Here is a 3419-nt window from a genome sequence, read left to right as displayed (position 1 = left end):
GTCCTACCGGACATCTCCCCCGCAAGGGGGGAGATTGGCTGTCGCCTTCGCTTTCGCAAATCGCCGACGTTGCAAGAAGAGCGCCGGCGACAAAGCTGCTGATCTTCCGTCCTGCGGGGGAGATGCCCGGCAGCGCAGAGGGGGCTGTGCCGGAACGCGACCTTCGCAACGATGCTGGCGGCACATCCTGATGACCGCCACGACGTCCACCGCCAAATCCGAATTCCCCTGGTGGCTGGCCGCAGCGGCCGTCCTGGCGCTCGCCGCGGCGCTGGCCATCGCCGCCAGCGACCTTTACGCCGAGGTCTTCGCCACCGTCGCCAAGGGCATCGGCATCACCGTCTTCGTCACCGTGGTCGGCTTCGCGCTGGCCTCGGCGCTTGGACTCGGCATCGCGCTGATGGCCTTGTCGGGGTCGCAATCGCTGCGCCAGATCGCGCGCTTCTATGTCGAGATCATCCGCGGCGTGCCGATCCTGGTGCTGCTGTTCTGGATCGCTTTTGCCGGGGCGCCGGCATTCGTCGCGGCGTGGAACGCGCTGACGGCGCCGCTGCAGAGCGCCGGCTGGATCGGCGAGCTCCTGGTGCGCGACATCTCGCTTCTGTGGCGCGCCATCATGGCGCTGACCATCGGCTATTCGGCCTTCATCTCGGAAGTGTTCCGGGCCGGCATCCTGTCGGTCGAGAAGGGTCAGATCGAGGCGGCAAAGGCGCTCGGGCTGACGCGCGTGCAGCGCTTCCGGCTGATTGTCTTTCCGCAGGCGATCCGCACCATCCTGCCGCCGCTCGGCAACGATTTCGTCGCCATGGTCAAGGACTCCTCGCTGGTCTCGGTGCTGGGCGTTGCCGACATCACGCAGATCGGCAAGGTCTATGCCGCCGGCTCGTTCCGCTTCTTCGAGACCTATTCGATCGTCGCCTATATCTATCTGATCTTGACGGTCGGCCTGTCGCTGGCGCTGCGGGCGCTCGAGAAACGGCTGCGACGGCAGCATGAGCAATAGCCCCCGGGCCAAGAGCGCGCTACGCTTCCTGGGTTAGTAACGTCCAGGAGCTGACCCATGAATTTCGACAAGCCCAATGCGGCGCTGGACTCCGTCTATTCGGCCGAGACGCCGGAGGCGCTCGCCAAGGCCTATGCCGAATGGGCGGCGACCTATGACGGCGAGACCGCCTCGCTCGGCTATCTGCTGCCCTTCCTTATCACCGCCTGGGTGGCGCGGCATGTGCCGGCGGGCGAAGGCCCGCTGCTCGACGCCGGCTGCGGCACCGGCCTGTCCGGGCCGTCATTGAAAGCGCTGGGCTATGGCGACATCTGCGGTCTCGACCTTTCAGACGACATGCTGAAGATCGCAGGCAGCCGCAATGCCTATGGCGAGCTGAAGAAGGCGATGCTCGGCGGTCCGCTGCCCTGGCCCGACAGTCATTTCCGCGCCTTCTTCTCGACCGGCGTCTTCACCATCGGCCACGCGCCGGCCGAGGGCCTGCACGAACTCGTGCGCATCACGAAGAGCGGCGGCCACGCCATCTTCACAGTGCGCGACCAGGTTTTTGAGAGCGGTGGCTTCCAGGCGGTGTTCGACGATCTCAGGCAGGCAAGGAAATGGCGGCTGGCCGAGGAAAGTCCGTGGTTTCGCTGCTATGCGATCGGCGACCCGGACGCGCTGGTGAAGACTTTCGTATTCGAGGTGCTGTGAGCGCGGCTTCCCCTTCTCCCACAAGGGGAGAAGGCAAAGCTACCGCAATTGCCGAAAAGCCAAAACGTTGATATGAGCAGCGCCATGGAAGAGCTTTTCAGCGATCCGGCCTATAAGGGTTTCGTGCTGCAGGACAGGAAGCGCCTGCCGTCGCGATTTGCCGCGCGCGTCTGCGGCGCGCTCACCAGCCGACTTAGCTGAGGCGACCGATCCGGTCGCTTCGCCGGTCAGAAGCCCCGGCGCCAGCTTTTGCCATTCTCATATCGACGGATTTACGCACATGAGCGCACCGCGCACCCTCTACGACAAGATATTCGACGACCATGTCGTCGACCGCCAGGACGACGGCACCTGCCTGCTCTATATCGACCGCCACCTCGTCCACGAGGTCACCAGCCCGCAGGCCTTCGAAGGCCTGCGCATGAGCGGCCGAGACGTTCGCCATCCTGAGAAGACGCTCGCCGTGGTCGACCACAACGTGCCGACCTCGCCCGAGCGCAAGTTCGGCATCAAGAACGAGGAAAGCCGCATCCAGGTCGAGGCGCTGGCCAAGAATGCCAAGGATTTCGGCATCGAATATTATTCGGAGAACGACGTCCGCCAGGGCATCGTCCACATCATCGGGCCGGAGCAAGGCTTCACGCTGCCCGGCATGACCATTGTCTGCGGCGACAGCCACACCTCCACGCACGGTGCGTTCGGCGCGCTGGCGCACGGCATCGGCACTTCGGAAGTCGAGCATGTGCTGGCGACGCAAACTTTGATTCAGCGCAAGGCCAAGAACATGCTGGTGCGCGTTGACGGCCAGCTTCCGGAAGGCGTCACCGCCAAGGACATCATCCTCGCCATCATCGGCGAGATCGGCACTGCCGGCGGCACCGGCTACGTCATCGAATATGCGGGCGAGGCGATCCGCTCGCTGTCGATGGAAGGTCGCATGACGATCTGCAACATGTCGATCGAAGGCGGTGCGCGCGCCGGCTTGATCGCGCCGGACGAGACCACCTTCGCCTATGTGAAGGACAAGCCGCGCGCGCCGAAGGGCGCCGCCTGGGACGCCGCGCTTGCCTACTGGAAGACGCTGCATTCCGACGAAGGTGCGCATTTCGACAAGGTGGTCGTGCTCGATGCGCAAAAACTGCCGCCGATCGTCTCCTGGGGCTCCTCGCCCGAGGATGTCGTCTCGGTGCAGGGTTTCGTGCCGAATCCGGCCGACATCGCCGACGAGAACAAGCGTTCCTCGAAGCTGCGCGCGCTCGACTATATGGGGCTGACGCCCGGAACCAAGATCACCGACATCACGCTCGACCGCGTCTTCATCGGGTCCTGCACCAATGGCCGCATCGAGGACCTGCGCGCCGCCGCCAAGGTTGTCGAGGGCAAGAAGGTCAATCCGCGCGTGAACGCCATGATCGTGCCGGGCTCCGGCCTGGTGAAGGAGCAGGCCGAAGCCGAAGGGCTCGACAAGATCTTCGTCGCCGCGGGCTTCGACTGGCGCGAGCCCGGCTGCTCGATGTGCCTGGCGATGAACGACGACCGGCTGAAGCCGCATGAGCGCTGCGCCTCGACTTCGAACCGCAATTTCGAGGGCCGGCAGGGTTTTAAGGGCCGCACCCATCTTGTCTCGCCGGCCATGGCGGCGGCGGCGGCAATCGCCGGCCATTTCGTCGATATCCGCGACTGGAAGTAACGGCCTGCCGCGGACGCGATCAAAGGCCCGGAG

The 3419-nt window shown here is 64.8% G+C and carries 3 protein-coding genes and 1 pseudogene; all 4 read left to right on the top strand.

Going from position 1 to position 3419, the window contains the following annotated elements; translation table 11 throughout:
• Window positions 1-191, top strand: a pseudogene (locus EOA60_RS38350) (lytic murein transglycosylase); the annotation flags it as partial.
• Window positions 191-1003 carry an amino acid ABC transporter permease gene (locus tag EOA60_RS24735; protein ID WP_095825182.1) on the top strand — a complete coding sequence of 271 codons (813 nt, stop codon included), beginning with the start codon at window positions 191-193 and terminating at the stop codon, window positions 1001-1003. The pseudogene EOA60_RS38350 and the gene EOA60_RS24735, both read left to right, overlap by 1 nt.
• Before the next feature lie 57 nt (window positions 1004-1060).
• Window positions 1061-1696 (top strand): class I SAM-dependent methyltransferase, encoded by a 636-nt coding sequence (locus EOA60_RS24730; protein ID WP_095825183.1) that lies wholly within the window; start codon window positions 1061-1063, stop codon window positions 1694-1696.
• 280 nt (window positions 1697-1976) lie between these two features.
• On the top strand, window positions 1977-3386 hold the full coding sequence (leuC, locus tag EOA60_RS24720; RefSeq protein WP_066991840.1) for a 3-isopropylmalate dehydratase large subunit: 1410 nt from the start codon (window positions 1977-1979) through the stop codon (window positions 3384-3386).
• Window positions 3387-3419 lie beyond the last annotated feature (33 nt).

It is taken from the genome of Mesorhizobium sp. M1A.F.Ca.IN.020.06.1.1 (assembly GCF_004023265.1).
Taxonomy (GTDB): domain Bacteria; phylum Pseudomonadota; class Alphaproteobacteria; order Rhizobiales; family Rhizobiaceae; genus Mesorhizobium.
Note: the sequence above shows the minus strand (reverse complement) of the source record. Positions and strands in the feature narration are given on the sequence as shown.

Bases quoted from the DNA above. Each gene is read 5' to 3' on its own strand.
- EOA60_RS24735 (WP_095825182.1), top strand. From the start codon at position 191: ATGACCGCCACGACGTCCACCGCCAAATCCGAATTCCCCTGGTGGCTG.
- leuC (WP_066991840.1), top strand. From the start codon at position 1,977: ATGAGCGCACCGCGCACCCTCTACGACAAGATATTCGACGACCATGTC.
- EOA60_RS24730 (WP_095825183.1), top strand. From the start codon at position 1,061: ATGAATTTCGACAAGCCCAATGCGGCGCTGGACTCCGTCTATTCGGCC.